The sequence below is a fragment of the Enterobacter sp. BIDMC 29 genome (assembly GCF_019378755.1).
Classification (GTDB): Bacteria; Pseudomonadota; Gammaproteobacteria; order Enterobacterales; family Enterobacteriaceae; genus Enterobacter; species Enterobacter ludwigii.
In genome coordinates, this window is sequence record NZ_CP080000.1 from 1,933,942 (window position 1) to 1,958,568 (window position 24,627).

The following is a 24,627-nucleotide window of genomic DNA, read 5'->3' on the forward strand; positions in this document are numbered from 1 at the left end:
TCGTTTACGCCATCCGGCCTGACGCCTACAGTGACGCCAGACAACAGAGATAAGGAGTGCACTATGGTTAAGGTCGGCATTAACGGTTTCGGCCGTATCGGACGTAATTTCCTGCGCGCGGCGCTGGGTAACCCGGATGTGCAGATTGTGGCAATTAACGATCTGACGGACAGCAAAACCCTCGCCCATCTGCTCAAACATGATTCCCTTCTCGGCACGCTGCCGGCTCCCGTTGAAGCCTCGGACGGTGCGCTGCAGGTCGATGGCCAGCGGATCGTCGTCTTTAGCGAACGCGATCCGGCGAATATCGCGTGGCGTGATGCCGGCGTTGACGTGGTTATAGAAGCCACAGGCTTCTTTACGGAGCGGGAAAAAGCAGCCGTGCATATCACGCACGGTGGGGCTAAGCGCGTCATCATCTCTGCCCCCGGCAAAAACGATGACCTGACGGTGGTCATGGGCGTCAACCATGAACAGTACGATCCGGCTCAGCATTACGTAGTGAGTAACGGCAGTTGTACGACCAATGGTCTGGCCCCCGCCGCTCAGGTTTTGCATCAGCAGTTCGGTATTGAGCATGGCCTGATGAATACCACGCACGCTTATACCAACAGTCAGGCACTGCACGATCAGCCAGAGAAGGATCTGCGCGGTGCACGTGCGGCAGCGCTGTCGATTGTGCCTTACTCCAGCGGTGCGGCGAAAGCGCTGGGGAAAGTGATCCCCTCACTTGACGGTAAACTGACCGGGTATTCCCTGCGCGTGCCGGTTCCGGTGGTGTCGATTGTGGATTTGACGGTAACCCTGAGCCGTGACGTTACCGCCGAGGAGGTGAATGACGCCTTCCGGAAAGCCGCTGCCAGTGGCCCCCTGAAAGGCATTCTGGGTTACAGCGATGAACCGCTGGTTTCCAGTGATTATCAGGGCGACCCGCGCTCGTCAATTATCGACGGGCTCTCCACCCTCGTGATTGGCGGCAAAATGGTGAAGATCCTGGCGTGGTATGACAACGAATGGGGATTCTCAAACCGTCTGGTGGATCTGGCGGTGCTGATGGATAAGAAAGGGTTGTAACCTTCCCCCCGTTCCCACTCTGAGTGGGTATCGCTGCCCGGTAGCCTTTCGCTGACCGGGCACGCGTTCGTCACTCTGCTTTGACTTTCACGCCCATAAACACAATTACCATGGCCGTCACCAGCAGGAAACCGCTGCCCGCGAAGACGCCGCTGGCACCGTTGAGGTCGAATACAGCACCACCCACTGCCGCACCGGCGCTTATCGCCAGCTGGATAGAGGCCACCAGCAAACCACCCGCACTTTCGGCTTCATCCGGCACGGTGGTGGCAAGCCACGTTGACCAGCCCACCGGTACCAGACCAAACGCAAAGCCCCACAGCGCAACCAGTAAACCGTCCAGCATCGCCAGATGACCAAACGCCACCATGGTGAGAGCAAGCACGCCCATCACGAACGGTACCAGTGCCAGCGTCAGGCGCAGGTTACGCGCCAGCAGATGCCCGGCGACGGAGGTGCCGATGAAGTTGGCAATCCCAAAGCCCAGCAGGATCAGCGAGATGCTCTCCACGCTCGCCTGCCCCACCGTTTCAAGGAACGGACGCAGGTAGGTAAAGAAGGCAAAGTGGCCGCTGAAGATAAGAATGGTCGCCAGCATGCCGCCAATCATCCCCGGACGACGCAGCACGCGGAACAGCGTACTCAGGCTACCGCTGCTTTCCGGCTTCATGGACGGCAGTACCCAGAGCTGCCACAGCAGCGCCAGCATGCTCGGCAGAATGCAGAGAATAAAGACGTTACGCCAGCCAATCAGGCTACCCAGATAGCTTCCCAGCGGCGCCGCCACCACCGTCGCAATCGAGACGCTGGAGAAGATCACCGCCAGCGCTTTCGGCACTTTATCGGCGGGCACCAGGCGCATCGCCGTGGCGGTCGACATCGCCCAGAATCCCCCGATCGCCACACCCAACAACAGCCGGCCCATCAGCAGGACGTGCAGCGTGGGCGCAAAGGCCACCAGCAGGCTGGAGATGATCTGCAGCACCGAGAAGAACATCAATACCCAGCGACGGTCGATATTTTTGGTGGCCGGCGTGATGAGCAACCCGGTGACCAGCGCCACCAGCGCAGTGGCCGTCACCGCTTGTCCGGCCATCCCCTCGGACACCCCCAGACTCGCGGCCATCGGCGTCAGCAAACTGGCGGGCAGGAATTCTGCTGTGATCAGGCCGAATACGCCGAGCCCCAGTGAGTAGACGGCTCGCCAGGCGGGTTTTGCAGGCGTGACCGCCTCTCTCGCCACGACACATGAATTCATCTGTTGTTCTCCCGTTATAAAAATGTGACAACTGTCGCAAAAGCATAGTGGGTTCACCCTGGACGATCTATGACATATAATCTCCACTTATTGATTATTCGTCCGGAGTTGCGTCATGACCGTTCAGTCACCCGATTTGATCAGCGAACTTTTGCGCGGCATGCGCCTGTCGGGCGTGAAATACCGTCGGATTGAGGCCAGCGCGCCGTTTGGCGTGGCGTTTCACCAGGCGCCCGGCAAAGCCCAGTTCCATTTTGTCAGCCACGGCAGCGCCCTGTTGCGTATGGAGAGTGGCGCCACCTTCACGCTGAATGGCGGCGACGCCCTTTTTATCCCGAACGGCAACGCCCATGCCCTGCTCTCTGACGAGCACGCCAGCATTACCCCGGTCAGTGCATTCCCCAGCGAGCCTATCTGCGGTTCGGTCTGCGCGATCACCTGTGAGCCGTGTCAGGAAAGCGAGAACACCATCATCTTCAGTGGATGCATGGATTTTGAACTGGGCGGGATGCAGCCGCTGATCAAGGCGATGCCGGAAGTGATGATGGTGAGCCGGCTGATGTCCACATGGCCGGAAATTCATCCGCTGCTGGCAGCGATGGAGCGGGAATCAATGACCCGCCAGGCCGGATTCGCCGGGATCCTCGCGCGACTTGCCGACGTGGTGGCCGCGTTGATCGTGCGTGGCTGGGTTGAAGGAGGCTGCGGCAAAGCTACCGGCTGGGTGCAGGTATTGCGCGACCCGCGTTTGAGCCGGGCCATTTACGCCATGCATCAGCAGCCAGGCCTGAACTGGAGCGTGGCGGATCTGGCGAAAGAAGCGGGCACTTCCCGCTCCGTGTTTGCTGAACGTTTTCTGGCGGCCACGGGAACCACACCGGCAAAATATCTCAGCGAACTGAGGATGCGGCTGGCCATTCAGTACATCCGCCACGAAAATCAGCCCATTGAAACCGTCGCGTTGCGTCTGGGGTACGGTTCACTGGCCGCGTTCAGTCGGGCATTTAAGCGCATTATTGGGCATGCACCGGGCACATTGCGCGAGACCAGCCAGACCCCGGAAGAGGTCTGAGCCAGGCGTTAGCGCTGCGTATTTTTTGCCAGTCGCCTTTCGCGATTTAATTATGGGGCGTGCTAAGGGAGCACCTTGCGCTATTACGGAATAAAAGAGCATTCCGCGCATATTATTATCGCGCCATGATTTGCGCCCGTTGATTAAATTAAAAGCAATATAATTATTTATCATAAAAAAGAATTATCTTTCATCGAGATAGCAAATTCTCCCATTCCCTTCCGGCGCATAACCAGACGGTAAATTGTCTGGTTATGCGCAAAATGGGATATTCGACACGCGAAGCGGCCAATATTCGTCTAAGGTTTTCAGGTGATTGATAACAGCGGCAACGCTGCTCAGCGAATACAGGAGATGAACCGATGATAAGACCTCGTACACTACGCCCTGCTCTTTTGCACCTGGCTTTGGGCGGCGCGTTACTCGGTGTGACAACATGGGGTTATGCGGAAGAACAACTCACCACCCAGACAAGCTCCCCCGATATTTTACTTGGTCCTCTCTTTAATGATGTGCAAAGTGCCAAACTGTTTCCCGATCAAAAGACCTTTGCTGACGCCGTGCCGAAAAGCGATCCGCTGATGATTCTGGCGGATTATCGTATGCAGCGCACCCAGTCTGGCTTCGATCTGAAGCACTTTGTGGAAATGAACTTTACGCTGCCAGCGGAGGGTGAAAAATACGTCCCGCCTGCCGGGCAAAGTTTACGCGCGCACATTGATGACCTCTGGCCCGTACTGACCCGCACCACCGATAAAGCGAGTAATAAGTGGGATTCCCTTCTGCCGCTGCCTAAACCCTATGTCGTGCCTGGTGGACGTTTTCGCGAGGTCTACTACTGGGACAGTTATTTCACCATGTTAGGGCTGGCTGAGAGTGGCCACTGGGACAAAATCAGCGATATGGTGGACAACTTCGCTTACGAGCTGGACAGCTGGGGACATATCCCGAACGGCAACCGCAGCTACTACCTGAGCCGCTCCCAGCCTCCGTTCTTCGCGCTGATGGTCGAGTTGCTGGCGACCCATGACAGCGATGCGCTGAAGAAATACCGTCCGCAAATGGAGAAAGAGTACGCCTACTGGATGGAGGGGGCCGACACGCTGCAGGCCGGACAAGCCAACAAACGTGTGGTGAAGCTGGACGATGGCTCAGTGCTCAACCGCTACTGGGATGACCGCGATACGCCGCGTCCTGAATCCTGGCTCGATGATATGACCACCGCTAAAAGCAATCCTAACCGACCGGCCACGGAGATCTACCGCGATTTACGCTCAGCGGCCGCCTCAGGGTGGGACTTTAGCTCCCGCTGGATGGACGATCCGCAAAAACTGGGCACGATCCGCACCACCAGCATTGTGCCTGTCGATCTTAACGCCCTGATGTTTAAGATGGAAAAATTGCTGGCCAGGGCAAGCCAGGCATCCGGCGATACCTCCGCTGCCAGCAAGTATGACGCGCTGGCGACCGCGCGTCAGAAAGCGATCGAGAGCCATCTGTGGAGTGATAAAGAGGGCTGGTACGCGGATTACGATCTTAAGAGTAAAAAGGTGCGTAATCAGCTTACGGCAGCCGCACTTTATCCGCTCTATGTGAAGGCGGCTTCGCAGGATCGCGCTGATAAAGTCGCTGCAGCGGCATCGTCACGCCTGCTCAAACCGGGCGGCATTTCCACCACCACCATCAACAGCGGCCAGCAGTGGGATGCACCTAACGGCTGGGCACCGCTGCAATGGGTGGCGACGGAAGGGTTGCAGAATTACGGACAGGATAAGGTGGCAATGGATGTGACCTGGCGCTTCCTGAAAAATGTTCAGCATACCTATGACCGCGAACAGAAGCTGGTAGAGAAGTATGACGTTTCGAGTACCGGTACAGGGGGCGGTGGCGGTGAATATCCGCTGCAGGATGGCTTCGGCTGGAGCAACGGCGTGACGCTGAAAATGCTGGATCTGGTCTGTCCGAAAGAGAAACCGTGCGACAGCGTGCCGGAGAATCAGCCGGCGGCAAACGATGCTGTCGCACCGGCGAAAAGTACGGCGCAATAAAGCGGCCTCATTCCCTCACCCTCTCCCGCCAGGAGAGGGTGAATGGACCGTCTTACGGGGTTTAACAGGGCATCAGAAGCTGTAGCTCGCGCCTAACTGATAGGTTCGGTCACGTCCAATCCAGCAGTTGGTCGCATCGTAACAGGTCAACGTCTCTTTATTGGTGATGTTCTGCGCGCTCGCTTTCAGGGTCAGCCCTTCGAGCGAAGGCAGAATTTCGCCCATCCGATAGGATGCCGCCAGATCGTACTGCGTGGTGCCACCAAGTTTACCCGCGTCGTTCGCTGGTGAAATCTCCATCGGCCCGGTGTAGCGCGCCCCGGCCCCCAGCATCAATCCTTTCAGTGGCGTATTCTCAAAGGTGTAATCCCCCCACAGGTTGAATGCATTTTCCGGCACCTGCGTAGGGCGTTTGCCCTGATACTTATCGTCCTGCGTATTGATGGCGTGGGTGTATGCGTAGTTGGCAATCAGGTTCAGATTGTCTGTCGGACGGCCAATCACAGACAACTCCGCTCCTTTAGACTCCACTTCGCCGGTCTGACGATAGTTCAGGAAGCCGGGATCGGAAGTGACGACATTCTTCTGGCGAATACTAAACACTGAGGCGGTAAAGGTGGTGGCGTATTCTGCCAGCAGATATTTCACCCCGCCCTCCACCTGCTTGCTGGTGGTCGGCTTGACCTCTTTCGCCGTCAGGGTTCCCTGCGGCGAGACCGGGGCAAACCCTTCTGAATAGCTGATAAACGGAGAGAGACCGTTGTCGAAGGCGTAGAGCGCGCCCAGTCGTTTGGTAACGCGATCCTGCGATACCCACGCCTTGTCGCCGTTATGCAGATAATCGGTGGTGACGGAGCGATAATCATCATAGCGCAGGCTGCCCAACAGATTTAAGCCGCCAAACTCCACCTGATCCTGCAGGTAATACCCATTCTGCTGATAGCTCAGACGGTTTTTCTGCGCGGTATACAGCCCCAGCGCATCCTCATGGACCTGTGAATAGTCCGGATTGCGCATATCAATCCCCGGTGTTGTCGAGGCATAGCGGTAGTGGAAGTGGGAATTCAACTTCTGGTAGTCAAACCCGGCCAGCAGATGGTGTTTCCACTCACCCAGCGCAACGGTTTTGGTCACCTGATTATCAATGTTGAAGCTCCGGAGATCTTCATCCGTGGTGTAGGCAAAGCGGTTAAGCTGATTGACTTCACTGCCCGGCCCGGTTGCATAAATACTGCGCTGGTGGGTATCGATGTCAAAATAGCGCGCCTTCTGGTTAAAGCCCCAGCCGCTGTCAAACTCATGTTCAAAGCTGTAACCCAGCATCCACTGGCGCTGTTTAAACCCGCTCCATTCGTCGCCGGCATAATCCCGCTTGCCCGCATATTTCGAACGCAGCCAGGCGAGCGGCAGCGGATTAGACGGCGTCAGGCTTGGGGAGTTTTGCGCCAGCGCATCAAGGGTGAGGCGCGTTTTGTTGTCCGGTTGCCAGGTGACAGACGGCGCAACCAGGTAGTTTTCATACCGGGAGGTGTGCGGCTGATCGTCACTCTCCGTCGCTTTCCCCAGCAGACGGTAGTTCCAGTCGCTATCGGCAATTTGCCCGGTCGAATCCAGATACCCCTCTTTCAGGTTACGGTTGCCGGTGTTAAAGCCCAGTTCGGTCCGGGCGGCTTGTTGCGGTTTTTTACTCTGAATATTCACCAGCCCACCCGGCGAGGCACCGCCGTACAGTACCGATGAGGGACCTTTGAGGATATCAACGCTCTCAACCAACAGCGGATCGATGCGGGCTTTGGTATTGCCGGTAACGTTATAGGGTAACTGCAGCCCGTTGTAGAACTCCTGATCGACGGTAAATCCACGAATTTTATATTCGCTCATGTAGGAGGTGTTTCCGCGCACCTCGGTCGACACACCCGGTGCATAGCGCAGGATCTCATTCACGGAGTTCGCGTGACGTTTATCGATTTCCTGCGCCGACAGGGTATTGATCACCTGCGGGGTTTTACTCTCGGCAACGGCTGATTTGGTTGCGCTGTTCGTCCAGTCGGGCAGTACGCTGCCCTGCTCTGAGCCCGTAACTACGATGGTTGATTCTTCGGCAAACGCCTGTACCTGCAATGCCAGCGTCACGGCTCCTGCCAACGCGCATAACGTGAAACGAGAGGGGTTCATAAAGTCGTCTTGTGATTAAGTGTAATCAGGAACGACAATTATTATCATTTCGATTAGCAAATCAATATGCACGTAAAAAAACGGCCCTCCTTGAGAGCCGTTTTAGTGAAGTTATGCCCGTCGCAGTAACCTGAAAATGCCCAGCACCACAATGGCACCCACAACAGCCACCAGGAAACTGTGCAGGTCAAAACCGCTGATGCTGCCACCAAAGCCAAACATCGTCGCCAGCCAGCCGCCTACAACCGCCCCCACGACACCGAGCACACACGTCAGTATGAAGCCGCCGCCATCATTTCCCGGCATGATAAGTTTAGCGATAGCGCCAGCAATTAGACCAAAGATAATCCAGGCGATAATACCCATAGCGATGCCCTCTTGCAGGTTTAATGCATGCGCAGAAAACCTTCTGCGCAGGTAACTTAAGTATAGGTCATCCCTGGAAAACTAATTTCATCTCACCGACTTATCTTCTCTGCAATCTGAAAAAAAACTCATCGGTTTGTATTAAGTTTCATTGTGCAGTGCCGATAACGCAAAGACAGTCTGTCATCTATCAAGGAGCCATCCGGCGTGAGTAATTACAGTGAGCAGTTCCTCAAGCAAAATCCGCTGGCTGTATTAGGGGTATTGCGTGACCTGCAAAAAGGTGAAGTGCCGCTGCGCATCAGCTGGTCAAACAATCAGTTCATCAGCAAGATCCTCGACGTCTCGCAGGAGCGACTGGTTATCGATCTGGGCAGTCAGGAGTATGAAAACCGCGTCGCACTGAAAGCAGAGAAACTCGCGGTGATGGCAGAGACCCACGGTGCAAAAGTGGAATTTGTGCTCCCGCGCCTTGAGATGAGCGAATACCAGGGTCTTCCCGCGTTTGTCACACCGCTGCCTGCCAACCTGTGGTTTGTGCAGCGCCGGGAATATTTCCGCATCAGCGCCCCCCTTCACCCTGCCTATTTTTGTAAGGCTAAAATGCCGGACAAAAAAGAGCTCCGCTTCCGCCTCTTCGACCTGTCGCTGGGCGGTATGGGCGCGCTGATGGATACGCCGAAACCTGACGGACTGGTCGAAGGCATGCGATTCTCGCAAATTGAACTGGATATGGCCGGCTGGGGACGGTTTTATTTTGATGCCCAGTTGATTGCCATCAGCGAGCGGAAGGTGGTGGACAGCAAAAACGAAACGATTACCACGCCACGTTTGAGTTTCCGCTTCCTGAACGTCGGACCCGGTTCAGAGCGCGAACTGCAGCGCATTATCTTTGCACTGGAGCGCGAAGCACGGGAACGTGCGAATAAAGTTCTGTGAGGAAAACGGGCAGCGTGACCGCCGCCCGCCTGCGGCATTACATGGCATCCATCGCTTTCTGTACTTTCCAGATGTAACGCGGAGCCTGTGGTGCCGGATGATTTTTCGCCACATGTTCAACGAATTCATCTTTGTCCATGCCGTTAATCTCTTCTATCGCCTCTTTACGGTCAGAGGAGAAGGTTCGCAACAGCGCCCCGGCCCCGTTGACGTAAGAGACCACCAGCGCGTATTGCATCACTTCCGGGTCGTCGATGCCCTTCAGTACGCCATGCTCCAGAATGCTGAGATAGGCTGTCCCCATGGAGATATTACGCTCCGGGTTCTTCAGCTCGCTGGTCGACGGCTGACCGCTCCAGCCCATGTAGCGGTAGACCTCTTTACCTGCGGTAGACGCTTTAAGCTGCATCAGCCCCACTGCGTTTGATTTGCTGACAAGCGTGGGATTACCGCCGGATTCAACGGCAATGATTGCGGTGATAAGACGCGGACTGACGCCCCACGCCTTCCCGGCTTGCTCGCTGATCGGCATCCACTGCATGGCCCGTTTCACCGGCACTTCCGGGTTCCAGGGCGGATTTTGATAGTCATGTCTGGAACTACAGCCCGCAAGCAACACAATCAAAAAAGCAAACCATCTCAATTTCACGTCATCTATCCTTATAGCCGGTCATCGCAGTGCGCCGCCCCTTGAAGCGGGCAGCGTATAAGCGGCATGATATAGACAATTAGTTTCTCATTCAGCAAGGAATTGCCATGTCTCAGTTTCATCTTATCGCACCGTCGGGCTACTGCATCAATCAGGACGCGGCACAACGGGGCGTTCAGCGCTTACTGGGCTTCGGCCACCAGGTAGAAAATCAGACGATTATCCCTCGCCGCCAGCAGCGTTTTGCCGGAACCGAGGCCCAGAGACTGAATGATATCAACAGCCTGGTGAACCTGAAGGGTGAGGATCGGATCGTGCTTGCGGTGCGGGGGGGCTACGGCGCGAGCCGGTTACTGGAGAGCATTGACTGGCAAGGTCTGGCACAGCGTCAACAGCAGGACCCGCTGCTGATATGCGGCCACAGCGATTTCACGGTCATCCAGCTTGGGCTGCTGGCGCTGCATAACGTCATAACCTTCAGCGGCCCGATGCTGGCCGGAAATTTTGGTGCGCCGGCGCTCGATGCATTTACCCTTGAGCATTTCTGGCGCGCCTTGCGAAACCCAACCTACAGCATTACGTGGCAAGGCCAGGGGCCGCACTGGGCCTGTGAAGGCCAACTCTGGGGTGGTAACCTGGCAATGCTGGTCTCGCTCATCGGTACGCCGTGGCTGCCGGACATCGAAGACGGTATTCTGGTGCTGGAAGATATTAACGAACATCCGTTCCGCGTCGAGCGCATGTTATTGCAGCTTTATCATGCCGGGATCCTTGAACGTCAGTCAGCAATCGTGCTGGGCAGTTTTAGCGGTGCGGCACCCAATGATTACGACGCCGGTTACTCCCTAGAAACGATGGTTGATTTCATCCGTTCCCGTCTCGATATCCCGGTTATCACTGGTCTGGATTTTGGCCATGAGCAACAAACCGTAACCCTTGCGCTGGGGGCACATGCGTCCCTGATACATGATGATTCAGGCAGTCGGTTAACAATAAGCGGTCATCCGGTCATAAAGGCATAAAAAAGCCGTTAAACCCCTTAATAAAACGCTGTTGCCGTGGTTAATATGTTAGGGTTTTAGTAACAGCGTTAACATTGAGGTGGGAGTAAGACAACATTGGATGCCGCAGCGATAATCAGCCTTTTCATTCTGGGTTCTGTGCTTGTAACCTGTAGTATATTATTAAGTTCATTTTCATCGCGTCTCGGCATACCTATTCTCGTTATTTTCCTTGCTATCGGCATGCTGGCTGGCATCGATGGCATCGGCGGTATCCCTTTCGATAACTACCCTTTCGCCTACATGGTGAGTAACCTCGCGCTGGCAGTGATCCTGCTGGACGGCGGGATGCGCACTCAGGCGAGCTCGTTCCGCGTCGCCTTAGGGCCGGCGCTGTCGCTCGCGACCGTAGGCGTATTAATCACATCCGGCCTGACCGGGATGATGGCCGCCTGGCTGTTCCATCTCAATATCATGGAAGGCTTGCTGATTGGCGCTATTGTCGGTTCAACCGATGCGGCGGCGGTCTTTTCCCTGCTTGGCGGTAAAGGGCTTAACGAACGTGTTGGCTCCACGCTTGAGATTGAATCCGGCAGTAACGATCCCATGGCGGTGTTTCTCACCATCACGCTGATTGAGATGATCCAGCAGCACGAAAGCGGGCTGAGCTGGATGTTTGCCTGGCATATCCTGCAGCAGTTTGGTCTGGGGATTATTCTTGGCCTCGGCGGCGGCTATCTGCTGCAGCAGATGATCAACCGGATTTCACTTCCCGCCGGGCTTTACCCTCTGCTGGCGCTGAGCGGCGGCATTCTGATTTTTGCCGTCACCACCGCGCTGGATGGCAGCGGCATTCTTGCCGTTTACCTCTGTGGCTTCCTGATGGGTAATCGCCCTATTCGCAACCGTCACGCCATTTTGCAGAACTTCGACGGACTGGCCTGGCTGGCGCAGATTGGCATGTTCCTGGTGCTTGGCTTGCTGGTTACCCCTTCAGACCTGCTGCCTATCGCCGTGCCGGCGCTGATGCTGTCGGCGTGGATGATCTTCTTCGCCCGTCCACTGTCGGTGTTTGCAGGCCTGCTGCCGTTTCGCGGCTTTAACCTGCGCGAGCGTATCTTTATCAGTTGGGTGGGTTTGCGCGGCGCGGTGCCGATTATCCTTGCCGTGTTCCCGATGATGGCGGGTCTGGATAACGCCCGACTGTTCTTCAACGTCGCATTCTTCGTTGTTTTGATTTCACTCCTGTTCCAGGGCACGTCACTCGGCTGGGCGGCGAAAAAGGCAAAAGTGGTGATCCCCCCCGTTGGCTGGCCCGTCTCCCGCGTCGGATTGGATATTCATCCGGAAAACCCGTGGGAACAGTTTGTGTATCAGCTTAGCGAAGACAAATGGTGCGTGGGCGCGTCGCTGCGCGATCTGCATATGCCCGCCGAAACGCGGATTGCCGCGTTGTTCCGCGACAATGTTCTGCTTCACCCTACCGGCAGCACCCGTCTGCGTGAAGGGGATATTTTGTGCGTGATTGGCCGCGAGCGCGACCTGCCCGCGCTGGGTAAATTGTTCAGCCAGTCGCCACCGGTGGCGCTGGATCAGCGTTTCTTCGGCGATTTTATTCTGGAAGCGAGCGCCAAATTTGCAGATGTTGCCTTGATTTACGGTCTGGATGAAGGGCTGGAGTATCGCGATAAGCAGCAAACGCTGGGGGAAATTATCCAGCAACTGCTTGGCGCAGCACCCGTTGTCGGTGACCAGGTCGAGTTTGCCGGGATGATCTGGACGGTGGCCGAGAAAGAAGATAACGCGGTACGCAAAGTCGGCGTAAGGCCGATGGAAGAAGAGTCAGAGTAGTTTAGGTTTCGTGTCTTACTGGCCGGGGAAGGCGTTATCGCCCCCCCGGCACATCGCATAGTTACACCGTCACAACCGGTACGCGCGGCGCCAGAGCGCACATCAGCTCATAGCCAACGGTTCCTGCAGCAGCGGCCACATCGTCAATTTTAATTTCATTTCCCCACAGCTCAACCGGTGAACCAATCCCCGCCTGCGGGCACGGCGTGAGGTCTACCGCGAGCATATCCATTGAGACCGTCCCCACGGTACCCGTGCGAACACCATCCACCCACACCGGCGTGCCGGTCGGAGCGATACGCGGGTAGCCGTCGGCATAGCCTCCCGCCACAATGCCAATTCGCTGTTCGCCTGTCGCCCGGTAACGGCTGCCGTAGCCCACCGTGGAACCGGCCTTCAGCGTTTGTACGCCGATGATTTCGCTGCGCAGGGTCATCACCGGTTTCAGGCCGCTGTTAGCGATATCCTGCCACTGCCCTGACGGTGACGCGCCGTACAGAATGATCCCCGGGCGTACCCAGCTGTAGTGCGCCTCCGGGTGCCACAGCGTGGCCGCCGAGTTAGAGAGCGAGCGCGAACACGCCAGACCTTCAGCCGCCTGCTCAATCCGCACCATCGCCTCGGCGATGCCATCGGGCTTTTCCGCGTCGGCAAAGTGCGCCATCAGCGTCATTTCGCCCACATTCCTGATGCCGCGCAGCTGTTGCCATACCGTATGTACCCGCTCGGGCTGGAAGCCCAGGCGGTTCATGCCGCTGTTCACCTTGAGATAAATGTCGAGCGGAGCATGCAGTCTGGCGTCCTGCAGGGCTTTAACCTGCCAGTTGCTGTGAATGCTGGTGGTCAGCCGGTACTTATCCAGCAACGGCAGATCGTCGGCATGGAAGAACCCTTCCAGCAATAAGATAGGGCCTTTCCAGCCGCGCTCGCGCAGCAAAATGGCCTCTTCCAGATTCAGTAACGCAAAACCGTCGGTCGCGCTGAGCGCGCTCCAGATGCGGTCAATACCGTGGCCGTAGGCGTTCGCTTTCACCACCGACCAGACACGTGAACCTGGCGCAGCACGGCGAACAATCTGCAGGTTATCCTTCAGGGCCTGCAAGTCCAGCTGAGCCAGAACAGGACGGGACATGACAACTCCTTAGTTATGCGCGCCGTGCAGGTGCTGTGGACGCGAGGGGGTGAACCCAGATTGATAGCGCGCGGCACTTAAATCGTCAAACGGAATTGCCGGGGTGCGCCCGGAAATCAAGTCGCTCAACAGCTGCCCTGAGCCACAGGCCATTGTCCAGCCGAGGGTGCCGTGTCCGGTATTCGTCCACAGGTTTTTGAACGGGGTGCGGCCCACAATCGGCGTGCCGTCTGGCGTCATTGGACGCAGACCGGTCCAGAACGTGGCCTGCTCGACAAAACCGCCGCGCGGGAAGAGATCGCCCACGACCATCTCCAGCGTTTCACGACGCGGCTGCAGCAGCTCGGTGTTGAAGCCGACAATCTCCGCCATGCCACCTACGCGGATACGGTTGTCGAAACGGGTAATGGCGATTTTATAGGTTTCATCCAGAATGGTGGAGACGGGTGCACCGCTGTCCTCTTTCACCGGGATGGTCAGGGAGTACCCCTTCAGCGGATAGACCGGAATGTCCAGAATGCCCTTCAGCATGGCGGTGGAGTAAGAGCCAAAGGCCATGACGTAGGCATCCGCTTTGATCACCTCTTCGCCGCACTTCACGCCGTAAATATTACCGCCTTCCGACAGCAATTTATCGACGGGCGTGTTAAAGCGGAATGTTACCCCTGCCTGCTCGCACATCTGCGCCAGACGCTGGGTAAAGAGCTGACAGTCGCCGGTTTCATCGTTGGGTAAACGCAGGCCGCCCGTCAGTTTGTGGGACACCTCCGCCAGCGCCGGTTCAACCTGTCCCAGCTGACTGGCCTCGAGGAGTTGGTACGGAACACCGGCATCTTCCAGCACGGCGATATCGCGGGTGGCGTTTTCGTACTGTTGCGCCGTGCGGAACAGCTGCAGCGTACCGCCCTGACGGCCTTCGTACTCAATGCCGGTGGTGGCGCGCAAGGTTTTCAGGCAGTCACGGCTGTATTCCGCCAGACGCACCATACGCCCTTTGTTTTCCATGTAATGGCGGGTGTCGCAATTGCGCAGCATCTGCCACATCCACTTAAGCTGGAACTGCGTGCCGTCGAGGCTAATGGCCAGCGGCGCATGGCGCTGGAACATCCATTTAATCGCCTTCAGTGGCACGCCGGGAGCCGCCCACGGTGCCGCATAGCCCGGAGAGATTTGCCCGGCATTCGCCGCGCTGGTTTCCAGCGCAGGGGCTGGTTCACGATCGATAACGGTTACGTCATGCCCCGCCTGACTTAAATACCAGGCGCTGGTTACGCCAACCACACCACTTCCCAGTATGACAACACGCATAGCCACTCCATAATGTGCAAAAGAACAATCTTCTAATTACAGATTGATAACCTAGTTGAAAATATTATTCAACATACGACTTTTTTATGGTGACTTATCTCACATCCTCCCCTACTGGCGGGGAAAGGACTTATTTGGGATCTCCTGCTGCGCGTTATTTTTAACCAGCATAAAACTCTGCATGAACCGCTTTTTTTACCGTATTGAAAACGGGAAATCGTAAAGAAAAAATTTCTGCTCCAGCACGCTTTCTAACACGTTGATCTATGCTTGAAAGGAGGCTCTCCAGACAGAGAGAGCACCCACAACGAGGGCGCGCTAATGGCTACTATTGATTCCCTGAACAAGGACAACACACGTCTCAGCGATGGACCCGACTGGACCTTTGAGTTGCTGGATGTCTACCTCGCTGAAATCGACCGGGTAGCAAAACTCTATCGCCTGGATACCTATCCTCACCAGATTGAAGTCATAACCTCCGAACAGATGATGGATGCCTATTCCAGCGTCGGGATGCCGATCAATTATCCGCACTGGTCGTTTGGTAAGAAATTTATTGAAACAGAACGGCTGTATAAACACGGCCAGCAGGGGCTGGCGTATGAAATCGTCATCAACTCCAACCCGTGTATCGCTTACCTGATGGAAGAGAACACCATTACCATGCAGGCGCTGGTGATGGCGCATGCCTGCTACGGGCACAACTCTTTCTTCAAGAATAACTATCTTTTCCGCAGCTGGACGGACGCCAGCTCGATCGTCGATTACCTGATCTTCGCCCGTAAATACATTACCGACTGCGAAGAGCGCTACGGCGTCGATGAAGTGGAGAAACTGCTCGACTCCTGCCATGCGCTGATGAACTACGGCGTAGACCGCTACAAACGACCGCAGAAAATTTCCCTGCAGGAGGAGAAAGCCCGGCAGAAAAGCCGCGAGGAGTATCTGCAAAGCCAGGTGAATATGCTGTGGCGCACCTTGCCTAAGCGTGAAGAAGAGAAAGCTGTCGCTGAGGCGCGCCGCTACCCGTCTGAGCCACAGGAAAACCTGCTCTACTTTATGGAGAAGAACGCGCCGCTGCTGGAGTCATGGCAGCGTGAGATCCTGCGCATTGTGCGTAAGGTCAGCCAGTACTTCTATCCGCAAAAACAGACGCAGGTGATGAACGAAGGCTGGGCGACATTCTGGCATTACACCATCCTCAACCATCTGTATGACGAGGGGAAAGTCACCGAACGGTTTATGATGGAATTCCTCCACAGCCATACCAACGTGGTGTTCCAGCCGCCTTACAACAGCCCGTGGTACAGCGGCATCAACCCGTATGCCCTCGGCTTTGCGATGTTCCAGGACATCAAACGTATCTGTCAGTCGCCAACGGAAGAGGACAAATACTGGTTCCCGGATATTGCCGGTTCGGACTGGCTGGAAACGCTGCATTTTGCGATGCGCGATTTCAAGGATGAGAGCTTTATTAGCCAGTTTATGTCGCCGAAGATCATGCGCGATTTCCGCTTCTTCACCGTGCTGGATGATGACCGTAACAACTTCCTGGAAATTTCAGCGATTCATAATGAAGAGGGATACCGGGAGATCCGCTCTCGCCTCTCTTCCCAGTACAACCTGAGCAATCTTGAACCCAATATTCAGGTATGGAACGTGGATCTCCGCGGTGACCGCTCTCTGACGCTGCGCTACATCCCGCACAACCGTGCCCCGCTGGATAAAGGGCGTAAAGAGGTGCTGAAGCATGTGCATCGCCTGTGGGGCTTTGACGTGCTGCTGGAGCAGCAGAATGAAGACGGTAGTGTGGAGCTGCTGGAGCGCTGCCCGACGCGGATGAATACGCTGTAGTGCCCGCCTGAACCGAAACGCCTGCGTCAGGGCGAAAAAAAACCTCTCAGCTGAGAGGTTTTTTCTTTTAGCGGGTCTGGATGGCCAGGTCACCCGGCAGCGTTTTTTGCATCCGGTGCCAGATTTCACCGGAGTCGCGGCCGTAGCGGCGCACGGTTTCATACACCTGATCGTGCTGACCGGTGGAACAGAGCTCGCTCAGCTTGTGGTAAAAGCCCAGCGCCAGACTGCGGGCTTCCGGATTGGCAAAGTAGTGACGACCGATACGGGTATAGAGCCCTTTCATGCCGTTAAGGATGAGGCCGTAAATCGGGTTACCGGAGGCAAACGCCAGGCCGCGGAAGATGTTGTAATCGAGGGTAGCAAACGCATCCGCATGATCTTCCACCTGGTTGGCACTGGCCAGAACCTGGAGCGCATCTTCCGGGTGCTGACGGAAAGCCGTACGAATAAAGATGGTGGCGATATTGGTACGCACGGAGAGCAGATTATCAATCAGCTGCGGCACGCTTTCATGATCGAGGCGCGCCAGCGTTTCAAGAATATTCAGCCCGGAGGTTTCCCAGAAATTGTTTACTTTTGTTGGCTTGCCATGCTGAATCGTCAACCACCCATCACGCGCCAGTCGCTGGAGCACTTCCCGAAGCGTGGTGCGAGTGACGCCAATCAGTTCAGAGAGTTCGCGTTCAGCCGGAAGAATGGACCCTGCAGGGAAACGATTATTCCAGATGCTTTCAATGATGTACTCTTCCGCGAAACCCGCCGGGCTCTGCGCCTTAATGACCATAGTGAGATTTCCATTACACAGCTTTAGCAAATTGCACTCATCATACCAGAGGCTCGCAGAGGCAGATAGCGCAGCAGTGAGAGAAAAGAGGGATCGCCGTTTCATTTTTATGAAATTTACATTGCAGCCGAATCCCCCTCCAGACCGTGATTTTTGCGTATACTGATGTTTTGTTTTACTTCACGGGGAAGAACGTCTGTCGTGGAAATTTCTTTTGGGCGCGCGTTGTGGCGCAATTTTTTAGGCCAGTCTCCCGACTGGTACAAGCTGATACTTCTGGTGTTCCTGGTTGTTAATCCTCTCATCTTTATTGTGCACCCGTTTATTGCCGGGTGGCTGCTGGTCGCGGAGTTTATCTTCACCCTGGCCATGGCGCTGAAGTGCTATCCCCTGCTGCCTGGCGGTTTGCTGGCCATTGAAGCGGTTGTCATTGGGATGACCAGCGCCGAGCATGTAAAAGCAGAACTGGCCTCAAACCTTGAAGTGCTTCTGCTGCTGATGTTTATGGTGGCCGGCATCTACTTTATGAAACAGCTGCTGCTGTTTATTTTTACCCGCCTGCTGCTGAGCATTCCTTCAAAAACGCTTTTGTCGCTGGCTTTCTGCGTGGCTGCGGCATTTCTTTCAGCCTTCCTGGATGCGCTGACGGTGGTCGCCGTGGTGATAAGCGTCGCGGTCGGGTTTTATGGTATTTATCACCGGGTGGCCTCTTCACGTCCCGGCGATGACCTGCTTGATGACAGCCAGGTGGATAATGACCACCGCGAGGTACTGGAACAGTTCCGCGCCTTCCTGCGCAGCCTGATGATGCATGCCGGCGTCGGGACCGCCCTGGGCGGCGTGATGACGATGGTGGGTGAACCGCAAAACCTGATCATTGCTAAAGCTGCGGGCTGGCATTTCGGTGATTTCTTCCTGCGAATGGCACCGGTGAGCATACCGGTTCTGGTGTGCGGTCTGGCGACCTGTGTAGTGGTGGAGAAATTCAGCCTCTTTGGCTATGGTGCGCATATTCCGGCGCCCGTGCGTCAGGAACTGCAGAAATTCGACCAGCAAAGCCGTAGCCAGCGGACGCGTCAGGAGACGCTGCGTCTTATTGCACAGGGCGTCATCGGCGTCTGGCTTATCGCCGCGCTGGCGTTTCATCTTGCCGAAGTCGGTTTAATTGGCCTGTCGGTGATTATTCTCGCCACCAGTTTTACCGGCGTGACGGATGAGCATGCGATTGGCAAAGCCTTTACGGAAGCCCTGCCCTTTACCGCCCTGCTGGCCGTCTTTTTTGCGGTCGTCGCGGTGATCATCGACCAGAAGCTTTTCGCGCCGATCATTACCTTTGTCTTGCAGGCGGCACCGGATGCTCAGCTTTCGCTGTTTTATCTGTTTAACGGGCTGCTGTCGTCTATCTCGGATAACGTGTTTGTTGGCACGGTCTACATCAACGAGGCCAAAACGGCCATGGAGCAAGGTGTCATCAGCGCCGGACAGTTCGAACTGCTTGCGGTGGCAATTAACACCGGGACCAACCTGCCGTCGGTGGCGACGCCCAACGGTCAGGCGGCGTTCCTGTTCCTGCTGACCTCTGCACTGGCTCCACTCATACGTCTTTCTTATGGGCGAATGGTCTGGATGGCGCTTCCCTATACGCTGGTGCTCACGCTTGTAGGATTGCTTTGCGTCAAAATTACCCTTATTCCCTGTACGCAATGGTTGATACAAGCGGGTATACTTGCCGCGCAGTAAACCTGATATATCGGGCAGCTTGCTGCCCGTTTACCTTTTCGCACGATAAACATCCAATTACGTTTTATTTCGTCAGGTACAGGTGGCGCGAAAAACGAATTCGTTTACACTGCGCTTTCTAAGCATGTTCCAGGGAAATGATTATGTTGAGATTTTTAAACCAGTGCTCTCGCGGTCGCGGAGCGTGGTTGTTAATGGCCCTGACCGCCTTTGCGCTGGAAATGGTCGCGCTGTGGTTCCAGCATGTGATGGGACTTCAGCCTTGCGTACTCTGTATTTACGAACGCTGTGCATTGTTCGGCATTATGGGTGCGGGTCTGGTGGGCGCGATTGCCCCTAAATCGCCGTTACGCTATGCCGCAATTGCCATCTGGCTGTACAGCGCCTGGAAAGGTATTGAGCTCTCCTGGCAGCACACCATGATGCAGCTGCATCCGTCACCTTTTATGACCTGTGATTTCGCCGCCCGCTTCCCGAGCTGGCTGCCGCTTGATAAATGGCTGCCGCAGGTGTTTGTTGCTTCCGGTGACTGCTCTGTGCGCCAGTGGGAATTCCTGAGCCTTGAGATGCCGCAGTGGCTGGTGGGGATTTTTGTGGCCTACTTCATTGTGGCGCTGCTGGTGCTCATCGCACAGCCGTTCAAACCCAAGAAACGCGACCTGTTTGGCAGGTAAAAAAAACCCGCCTCGGCGGGTTTTTTCTTATCCACGGTTGGGATGATTCATGATGTGATCTTCCCAGTCCTGCACCTCTGACTCTTTCACCGCAATATGACGCACAGAGATGCGTTCACCGTGCATCGCCGCTTTGGAGCCCGTCAACAGCGGGTGCCATTTTGGCAGGTCTTTGCCTTCCGCCAGCAGACGATAGGCGCAGGTATGCGGCAGCCATTCGAAGGTGGGCAGGTTCTCACGGGTTAGCTTGATGCAATCCGGCTCGTACTCGAAGCGACGCTCATAGTTGCGACACTGGCAGGTTTTGATGTTCAACTGCTTGCAGGCAACGTTGGTGAAATAGATTTCGTCCGAATCTTCATCCATCAGTTTATGCAGGCAGCACTGCCCGCAACCGTCACACAACGATTCCCACTCCACGTCTGTTATTTGGTCGAGAGTTTTGCTTTGCCAGAAAGGAATGTTGTTCATCAGGATGTCCACACGTCAAAAGAGAGCGCACCTTATAACGAGTCTGGCACGTTGTTGCAAGTTTTGCCGCCCTCTTCAGGCGGCAAGATGCTTTTACAGCACGCGAGTTTTCAGTGACAGACCGTTAAAACTGACGTCCAGTTCGTCACCGGCCTGCAGCGGGCCGACACCTTCTGGCGTACCGGTGAGGATCACATCGCCCGGTTTCAGGGTAAAGAAGCGGCTCATGTAGGCAATCAGCGGCACAATTTTATGGATCATATCTGCCGTGGTGCCCTGCTGGCGGATCTCGCCGTTAACCTTCAGGCTGAGCGGGGTGTTCTGCGGATCGTCGGTAAATTCACTTACCGGAATAAAACCGGAGATCGGGCAAGCGTTATCAAACCCTTTGGCCTTTTCCCACGGCTGCCCCGCTTTCTTCATTTTGCCCTGAACATCACGCAGGGTCAGGTCGAGCGCGACACCGTATCCGGCAATCGCCTTTTGCACATGCTCTTCGGAGGCCTGACGCAGCGTCGCGCCAATCAGCACGGCCAGTTCCACTTCATGATGCACCGACCCCAACCCCTGCGGCAGCGCCAGCGGCTGGCGAATGTCGCACAGCGCGGTTTCTGGCTTGATGAACAGGACCGGCTCGTCTGGCGTCGCGCTGCCCATCTCCTGAATATGTTTGGCATAGTTACTGCCTACGCAGACCACTTTGCTGACGGGATAATCCAGTAATGCACCTTGCCAGTTATGATGTTGATACATGTACGACCCCTAAACGGTTGATGTGTTAACCCCGAAAACAGCCGGGACTATTTTTTCCCGTTCACCTCAAGATGCTGTTTTAATAAATTCTCGGGTGGTGGCGGGAGTTGTAAATAATAGCCTTGCTCCGCTAATGCGGTTTTCACTTTTTCCAGATCGGCGTTGACCAGTTTCTTACGGCCATCCAGCGGCAGCAGCATCGCCAGCTGAGGTCGGCCAAAGTTCTTCATTAATTCTTCAGGTACGCGCGAAAAATCGTCTTTCTTTTCGACATAAAGATAGGTCTGGTCACGACTTGTACTTCTGTAGATCACACAAAACATGTTTTTACTCTGAATTAATGGGTGGTTGCTTGCCTCAATATACTCCTGACTATAACATGCCTGATACTCTTCGGAATATCGCAACGGCGGTGTTGCGGTTAATAGCAAATTGAGTAAGGCCAGGATGTCAAACACGCCAATCGAGCTTAAAGGCAGTAGCTTCACCTTATCAGTGGTACATTTGCATGATGCAAAACCCGAGGTTATTCGTCAGGCGTTAGAAGACAAAATTGCGCAGGCTCCCGCTTTTCTGAAACATGCCCCCGTCGTCGTGAATGTCAGTGGTCTGGATGCACCGGTTAACTGGAAACTTCTCCAGCAAGCCGTGGCCGCGACCGGGCTGCGTATCGTCGGTATCAGCGGCTGCAAAGATGCTGAGCTGAAAGCAGAAATTGACCGGGCAGGTCTGCCCATTCTGACCGAAGGCAAAGAAAAAGCCGCGCGTCCTGCCCCTTCGGCAGTCCAAACGCCCCCTCCTCCGGTGCAAAACGTTACACCTGTCACAAAAACGCGATTGATTGATGTGCCGGTTCGTTCCGGTCAGCGCATTTATGCACCAAACTGTGATCTGATTGTTACAAGCCACGTCAGCGCTGGCGCAGAGCTGATTGCAGATGGCAATATTCACGTATACGGTATGATGCGTGGGCGTGCGCTCGCGGGTGCAAGTGGTGACAGAGATGCGCAAATATTTTGTACTCATCTGACGGCGGAACTGGTGTCCATCGCAGGTGAATATTGGCTGAGCGACAAGATCCCAGCCGAATTTTATGGCAAAGCGGCTCGTCTGCGACTGGCAGACGACGCGTTGACCGTTCAACCGTTGAATTGATCCCTTTTTAACAAGGAATTTCTATGGCACGCATTATTGTTGTTACTTCGGGTAAAGGAGGCGTTGGCAAGACCACCTCCAGCGCGGCCATCGCTACTGGTTTGGCCCAGAAGGGAAAGAAAACCGTCGTTATCGATTTCGATATCGGTCTGCGTAACCTCGACCTGATCATGGGATGTGAGCGTCGTGTGGTCTATGACTTCGTGAACGTCATTCAGGGCGACGCCACACTGAACCAGGCGCTGATTAAAGACAAGCGCACCGAAAACCTCTACATCCTTCCGGCTTCTCAGACGCGTGATAAAGACGCCCTGACCCGTGAAGGAGTGGAAAAGGTGCTCGACGAGCTGAAAAAAATGGAGTTCGACTTCGTTGTCTGTGACTCCCCTGCCGGCATCGAAACGGGCGCCCTGATGGCACTCTACTTCGCTGATGAAGCCATCATCACCACCAACCCTGAAGTCTCATCCGTGCGTGACTCAGACCGTATTCTGGGGATCCTCGCCTCCAAATCGCGTCGTGCGGAAAATGGCGAAGAACCCATTAAAGAGCACCTGCTGCTGACCCGCTATAACCCGGGTCGCGTGAACAAAGGTGACATGCTTAGCATGGAAGACGTGCTGGAGATCCTGCGCATCAAACTGGTCGGCGTGATCCCGGAAGATCAATCCGTATTGCGCGCCTCTAACCAGGGCGAGCCAGTGATCCTGGATACAATGGCAGATGCAGGTAAAGCGTACGCGGATACCGTTGACCGTCTGCTGGGAGAAGAACGTCCTTTCCGCTTCATTGAAGAAGAGAAGAAAGGTTTCCTCAAACGCCTGTTCGGAGGATAAGTTATGGCATTACTGGACTTTTTTCTCTCGCGGAAAAAGAACACCGCCAACATCGCAAAAGAACGACTGCAAATCATCGTTGCGGAGCGTCGTCGTAGTGACGCCGAGCCACACTACCTGCCGCAGCTGCGTAAGGACATCCTGGAAGTGATCTGTAAGTATGTGCAGATTGACCCGGAGATGGTCACGGTGCAGCTGGAGCAAAAAGACGGGGATATTTCGATTCTGGAGCTGAACGTTACGCTCCCGGAAGCCGAAGAGTCACGTCCGTAGTTCGGGATTGTGTATCCCCGGTAAGCGTATGCCGCCGGGGAAATGTGCCGGGCATGTCAGCATGACCCGGCATTTTCATTATCGCGGATAACCTTCCAGCACCGTATTCAGGCGATCGGCCATCAATTCCCCGCGCCAGCCCGCCATCATTTCCGGCAAACCATTCTGAGGTTTCAGCTTCCAGTGCCAGTTCAGCAGCTGGTTAATCTGACGGCGTGACGCCAGCAGTTCCGCGCCCAGTTTGCTTTGCGTCGCGACGTCCTGCACCAGCGCTTTGATATCCTTGAACGCCTTGCGATAGCCCGGCATATCCATCAGATTCAGCAGTGGCTCCGGCAGTGCTTCGTCCGGCATTTCCTGCGCTTTTGCCACCAGCGCAAGCAGGGTTTTACCGTGGAAACGGATCTCGCTGCCGGAAAGCCCGATGCTGTCCAGTTCGCCCATGCTGCCCGGCATATACCGCGCGACCGCCCAGAGGTGTTCTTCGCGTACCACAAAGTTAACGGCCAGATCGCGCTCGCGTGCTTTACGCAAACGCCACTCCGCTAACAGCTGCAGACACGCCAGCTGACGCGTACGCAGCTGCCAGGCGTTACTGATATCGCGCCAGGCCTCTTTCGGATCAACCACTTCCTGACGACGCTGCTGCGTCATTCGGCACTCATCCAGCGCGGCGGGCAACCAGCCTGACGCTTCCGCTTCTTTCATCAGCTGGCCAGCAATCGGCAGGAGGTAAAACACGTCTGCCGCCGCGTATTCCAGTTGACGCTCGGTTAATGGGCGTGCCAGCCAGTCGGTGCGGGATTCGCTTTTATCCAGCGTCAGGCCCGTATACTCCTCAACCATGGCGGCAAAGCCCCATGAGAGCGGTCGATTACTGAAGGCCGCGAGGATCTGCGTATCAATCAACGGTTGTGGCATGACGCCAAAAGTATTCAGAAAGACTTCCAGATCTTCACTGCCTGCGTGCAGGTATTTCGTTACCGCAGTATCGAGCAGCAGGTCACGCATCGGCGTCCAGTCGGTAATGCCGAGCGGGTCGATCAGCGACACGTGTTTACCGTCGTACATCTGAATCAACCCCAGCTGCGGATAGTAGGTCCGGGTGCGGACAAACTCGGTATCCAGGGCAATGGCAGGAAAGTCGCGCGTCACTTCGCACAGCGAAGCCAGCTCGTCGTTGGTCGTGATCATCTGGTAATTCAAAACGG

General features: G+C 55.5%; 23 protein-coding genes. 12 read left to right on the forward strand and 11 right to left on the reverse strand.

Features of this window, described 5'->3' with window-relative positions; translation table 11 throughout:
- Positions 1-63 precede the first annotated feature (63 nt).
- The gene (gene gap, locus JTA15_RS08690; protein ID WP_219373120.1) at positions 64-1,074 is read left to right on the forward strand and encodes a type I glyceraldehyde-3-phosphate dehydrogenase; all 1,011 of its coding nucleotides are present in this window, start codon (positions 64-66) and stop codon (positions 1,072-1,074) included.
- 70 nt (positions 1,075-1,144) lie between these two features.
- Here gap and JTA15_RS08695 read toward each other — a convergent pair whose 3' ends face one another.
- On the reverse strand, positions 1,145-2,332 hold the full coding sequence (locus tag JTA15_RS08695; RefSeq protein WP_106504240.1) for an MFS transporter: 1,188 nt from the start codon (positions 2,330-2,332) through the stop codon (positions 1,145-1,147).
- Positions 2,333-2,447: 115 nt separating this feature from the next.
- Between JTA15_RS08695 and JTA15_RS08700 the strand changes: the two genes are divergently transcribed.
- Together JTA15_RS08700 and JTA15_RS08705 are read left to right on the forward strand one after the other, a co-directional pair.
- The gene (locus tag JTA15_RS08700) at positions 2,448-3,404 is read left to right on the forward strand and encodes an AraC family transcriptional regulator (protein ID WP_219373121.1); all 957 of its coding nucleotides are present in this window, start codon (positions 2,448-2,450) and stop codon (positions 3,402-3,404) included.
- 362 nt (positions 3,405-3,766) lie between these two features.
- Positions 3,767-5,452: an alpha,alpha-trehalase gene (locus JTA15_RS08705; protein WP_219373122.1), complete on the forward strand. Its 1,686-nt coding sequence runs from the start codon at positions 3,767-3,769 to the stop codon at positions 5,450-5,452.
- Between the two features lie 72 nt (positions 5,453-5,524).
- Here JTA15_RS08705 and JTA15_RS08710 read toward each other — a convergent pair whose 3' ends face one another.
- Both JTA15_RS08710 and JTA15_RS08715 read right to left on the reverse strand, forming a co-directional pair.
- The gene (locus JTA15_RS08710) at positions 5,525-7,627 is read right to left on the reverse strand and encodes a TonB-dependent siderophore receptor (protein WP_063924847.1); all 2,103 of its coding nucleotides are present in this window, start codon (positions 7,625-7,627) and stop codon (positions 5,525-5,527) included.
- Positions 7,628-7,738: 111 nt separating this feature from the next.
- On the reverse strand, positions 7,739-7,993 hold the full coding sequence (locus tag JTA15_RS08715; RefSeq protein ID WP_010432765.1) for a GlsB/YeaQ/YmgE family stress response membrane protein: 255 nt from the start codon (positions 7,991-7,993) through the stop codon (positions 7,739-7,741).
- Positions 7,994-8,200: 207 nt separating this feature from the next.
- Here JTA15_RS08715 and JTA15_RS08720 point away from each other — a divergent pair, with 207 nt between their 5' ends.
- The gene (locus tag JTA15_RS08720; protein WP_219373123.1) at positions 8,201-8,932 is read left to right on the forward strand and encodes a flagellar brake protein; all 732 of its coding nucleotides are present in this window, start codon (positions 8,201-8,203) and stop codon (positions 8,930-8,932) included.
- Between the two features lie 37 nt (positions 8,933-8,969).
- Here JTA15_RS08720 and emtA read toward each other — a convergent pair whose 3' ends face one another.
- Complete coding sequence (gene emtA / locus JTA15_RS08725) at positions 8,970-9,581, reverse strand: membrane-bound lytic murein transglycosylase EmtA (protein WP_014170571.1); 612 nt, start codon at positions 9,579-9,581, stop codon at positions 8,970-8,972.
- Between the two features lie 107 nt (positions 9,582-9,688).
- On the opposite strand from emtA, the gene ldcA reads away from it, so the two are divergent.
- Together ldcA and JTA15_RS08735 are read left to right on the forward strand one after the other, a co-directional pair.
- Positions 9,689-10,603: a muramoyltetrapeptide carboxypeptidase gene (gene ldcA / locus JTA15_RS08730; protein WP_014170572.1), complete on the forward strand. Its 915-nt coding sequence runs from the start codon at positions 9,689-9,691 to the stop codon at positions 10,601-10,603.
- A 96-nt stretch (positions 10,604-10,699) separates the two neighbouring features.
- Positions 10,700-12,433: a potassium/proton antiporter gene (locus JTA15_RS08735; RefSeq protein ID WP_014170573.1), complete on the forward strand. Its 1,734-nt coding sequence runs from the start codon at positions 10,700-10,702 to the stop codon at positions 12,431-12,433.
- Positions 12,434-12,494: 61 nt separating this feature from the next.
- On the opposite strand, the gene dadX is transcribed toward JTA15_RS08735, so the two are convergent.
- Complete coding sequence (dadX, locus tag JTA15_RS08740) at positions 12,495-13,565, reverse strand: catabolic alanine racemase DadX (protein ID WP_040017760.1); 1,071 nt, start codon at positions 13,563-13,565, stop codon at positions 12,495-12,497.
- 9 nt (positions 13,566-13,574) lie between these two features.
- Complete coding sequence (locus JTA15_RS08745) at positions 13,575-14,873, reverse strand: D-amino acid dehydrogenase (RefSeq protein WP_134178686.1); 1,299 nt, start codon at positions 14,871-14,873, stop codon at positions 13,575-13,577.
- Between the two features lie 321 nt (positions 14,874-15,194).
- Between JTA15_RS08745 and JTA15_RS08750 the strand changes: the two genes are divergently transcribed.
- Positions 15,195-16,727, forward strand: coding sequence for a SpoVR family protein (locus JTA15_RS08750; RefSeq protein WP_020883440.1), 1,533 nt, complete (start codon positions 15,195-15,197; stop codon positions 16,725-16,727).
- A 67-nt stretch (positions 16,728-16,794) separates the two neighbouring features.
- Here the strand turns inward: JTA15_RS08750 and fadR are convergent, their stop codons facing one another.
- Positions 16,795-17,514, reverse strand: a complete 720-nt coding sequence (fadR, locus tag JTA15_RS08755) for a fatty acid metabolism transcriptional regulator FadR (RefSeq protein WP_025203875.1) — start codon at positions 17,512-17,514, stop codon at positions 16,795-16,797.
- Positions 17,515-17,715: 201 nt separating this feature from the next.
- Between fadR and nhaB the strand changes: the two genes are divergently transcribed.
- A complete protein-coding gene (gene nhaB, locus JTA15_RS08760; RefSeq protein WP_020883438.1) occupies positions 17,716-19,254 on the forward strand; it encodes a Na(+)/H(+) antiporter NhaB in 1,539 nt (512 codons plus the stop codon).
- A 143-nt stretch (positions 19,255-19,397) separates the two neighbouring features.
- Positions 19,398-19,928, forward strand: coding sequence for a disulfide bond formation protein DsbB (gene dsbB / locus JTA15_RS08765; protein ID WP_020883437.1), 531 nt, complete (start codon positions 19,398-19,400; stop codon positions 19,926-19,928).
- A 27-nt stretch (positions 19,929-19,955) separates the two neighbouring features.
- On the opposite strand, the gene JTA15_RS08770 is transcribed toward dsbB, so the two are convergent.
- From JTA15_RS08770 to JTA15_RS08780, 3 genes are all read right to left on the reverse strand, one after another.
- Complete coding sequence (locus tag JTA15_RS08770; protein ID WP_219373124.1) at positions 19,956-20,399, reverse strand: YcgN family cysteine cluster protein; 444 nt, start codon at positions 20,397-20,399, stop codon at positions 19,956-19,958.
- Between the two features lie 93 nt (positions 20,400-20,492).
- Complete coding sequence (locus JTA15_RS08775; RefSeq protein ID WP_020883435.1) at positions 20,493-21,152, reverse strand: fumarylacetoacetate hydrolase family protein; 660 nt, start codon at positions 21,150-21,152, stop codon at positions 20,493-20,495.
- A gap of 47 nt (positions 21,153-21,199) precedes the next feature.
- Positions 21,200-21,475 carry a YcgL domain-containing protein gene (locus JTA15_RS08780; RefSeq protein WP_020883434.1) on the reverse strand — a complete coding sequence of 92 codons (276 nt, stop codon included), beginning with the start codon at positions 21,473-21,475 and terminating at the stop codon, positions 21,200-21,202.
- A gap of 124 nt (positions 21,476-21,599) precedes the next feature.
- Here JTA15_RS08780 and minC point away from each other — a divergent pair, with 124 nt between their 5' ends.
- Genes minC through minE form a run of 3 tightly spaced genes read left to right on the forward strand, consistent with a single transcriptional unit; the run spans position 21,600 to position 23,416 of the window.
- Positions 21,600-22,307, forward strand: coding sequence for a septum site-determining protein MinC (gene minC / locus JTA15_RS08785; RefSeq protein ID WP_219373125.1), 708 nt, complete (start codon positions 21,600-21,602; stop codon positions 22,305-22,307).
- 23 nt (positions 22,308-22,330) lie between these two features.
- Positions 22,331-23,143 carry a septum site-determining protein MinD gene (gene minD / locus JTA15_RS08790; protein ID WP_014170584.1) on the forward strand — a complete coding sequence of 271 codons (813 nt, stop codon included), beginning with the start codon at positions 22,331-22,333 and terminating at the stop codon, positions 23,141-23,143.
- 3 nt (positions 23,144-23,146) lie between these two features.
- The gene (gene minE, locus JTA15_RS08795) at positions 23,147-23,416 is read left to right on the forward strand and encodes a cell division topological specificity factor MinE (RefSeq protein ID WP_008500504.1); all 270 of its coding nucleotides are present in this window, start codon (positions 23,147-23,149) and stop codon (positions 23,414-23,416) included.
- A 78-nt stretch (positions 23,417-23,494) separates the two neighbouring features.
- On the opposite strand, the gene rnd is transcribed toward minE, so the two are convergent.
- The gene (rnd, locus tag JTA15_RS08800; protein WP_219373243.1) at positions 23,495-24,610 is read right to left on the reverse strand and encodes a ribonuclease D; all 1,116 of its coding nucleotides are present in this window, start codon (positions 24,608-24,610) and stop codon (positions 23,495-23,497) included.
- Positions 24,611-24,627: the final 17 nt, after the last annotated feature.